This is a genomic window from Mesorhizobium sp. P5_C1 (assembly GCF_054049815.1).
The window spans coordinates 1-1,681 of record NZ_JBFULQ010000846.1; the positions used below are offsets into that span (position 1 = coordinate 1).

At 60.2% G+C, this 1,681-nt stretch carries 2 protein-coding genes; one reads left to right on the forward strand and one right to left on the reverse strand.

What is annotated here, in order from left to right; all coding sequences use genetic code 11:
• Positions 1–96 precede the first annotated feature (96 nt).
• The gene (locus ACXJ7R_RS31880) at positions 97–711 is read right to left on the reverse strand and encodes a TetR/AcrR family transcriptional regulator (protein WP_457155281.1); all 615 of its coding nucleotides are present in this window, start codon (positions 709–711) and stop codon (positions 97–99) included.
• A 91-nt stretch (positions 712–802) separates the two neighbouring features.
• Between ACXJ7R_RS31880 and ACXJ7R_RS31885 the strand changes: the two genes are divergently transcribed.
• The coding region (locus ACXJ7R_RS31885) for a polyamine ABC transporter substrate-binding protein (protein WP_457155282.1) at positions 803–1,681 on the forward strand (879 nt) is incomplete at its 3' end.

The following is a 1,681-nucleotide window of genomic DNA, read 5'->3' on the forward strand; positions in this document are numbered from 1 at the left end:
AATACACTCATGGGTTGTAGCAGATTTCAGATTCGACTCAAGGGGGTTGAGCCGCGGCTTGGTCCAAAAATCGATTCTGCTGCCTGCTCCTGACAATCAGACCGCAATCGCCGCCACCAGAATCCGGTTCTGCCGGCGTATCGCGGCGCGCAATTCCGATATCCTCGCCTCGTCGCGTTTCACGAACTCGATGAACATCATGTTCATGTTGTTGAAGATCAGTTCGCCGAGTGCTGCCCCGTCGATGTCCTGCCGCACCAGGCCGAGCGCCTGTAGGCGGGAGATCAGCGCGCGGATCTGTTCGGTCAGTGAACGGTCGAGCGCGGTGTAGGCCTGGCCGAACGGGCTGTCTGGCAGTTGCGTCGAGATCGCCATTGCCTGCCGCCACATCTCCTTGCTTAGATAGTGCAGCGAGTGTTCGATATAGATGCCGATCAGCGTGTCCAGCGCGTCGCCGACATTGGCCGGCGGCTTGGCGACGACACCTTGCCCGGCATTCAGCACCTCGTTGACTTCCAGCGAGACGATGGCGCCGAGGATGTCGCCCTTGTTCTGGTAGTAATTGTAGATCGTGCCGACCGAGACTTCGGCCTGCGCGGCGATAACCTCGATCTTGGCGCCTTCATAGCCGGCCTCGCGGAAAAGCTCTGCCGCCRCCTCGATGATGCGCCTGTGGCGATCCGCTTTTTGCCTTGCCCGCAATCCGCTCATATCAGCCTCTTGCCACAAAAACAGAATTGACTCAATTTTAGAATTGGTTCAATTTTTTGCAAGAAGCCACAAAGGCAAGGGAGAACACTCGATGTCCGCTGAATCTGCATCCCGGAATCCGCTTTCCATCCTGAAGCGCCATCTGCACGCCGCGTGCGCAGCCACGGCGCTGCTGCTCGGTGCGGGCAGCGTCGCGCAAGGCGCCGATCTCAACGCGCTGATCTGGTGCGATCATTCCGATCCCGCACTTCTGCAGCCCTTCGAGGAGGCCAACAACGTCAAGGTCAACGTCAAGGAGTTCGAGGGCACCGGCGCCGGGCTCGCTATCGTCGAGCAGTCGCAGCCAGGCGACTGGGACGTGATGGTGATCGACTCGATCGACGTGCCGCGCGGCGTCGAAAAGGGCCTGTTCGAGCCGCTGCCCGACGACAAGCTGCCCCTGGCGTACATGTTTCCCCAGGTGAAGATGGACGGCTCCACCGTGGTCGGCGGCAAGCGCTACGGCATCACCGAAAAGTTCGGCTACAACACGATCGGCTACAACAAGAGCAAGGTCGACCCGGCCGACATGCAGTCGATGGCGGCGCTGACCGGCGACAAATACAAGGGCAAGGTCGCCATCTACGATTATTATCTGCCGGTCATCGGCATGGCCGCACTCGCCATCGGCAAGAAGACGGCTGAGCTGACCGAATCCGACCTGCCCGCCCTCAAGGACGAGCTTCTCAAGATGAAGGCCAATGCCAAGCTGGTCGGCGAGGTGACCGCCAGCCAGACGGCGCTGGCGACCGGCGAGGTTGATATACTGGTCGGCGGCGGCGAATGGGTGACGGCCGGGCTGGCCAAGGAGAACCCGGCGCTGGACTTCTCGATCCCCAAGGAAGGGGCTGTGCTGTGGTCGCAGTCGCTGGCCATGTTCAAGGATTCCAAGAACAAGGACATGGCGCTGAAATTCATCCAGTACATCATG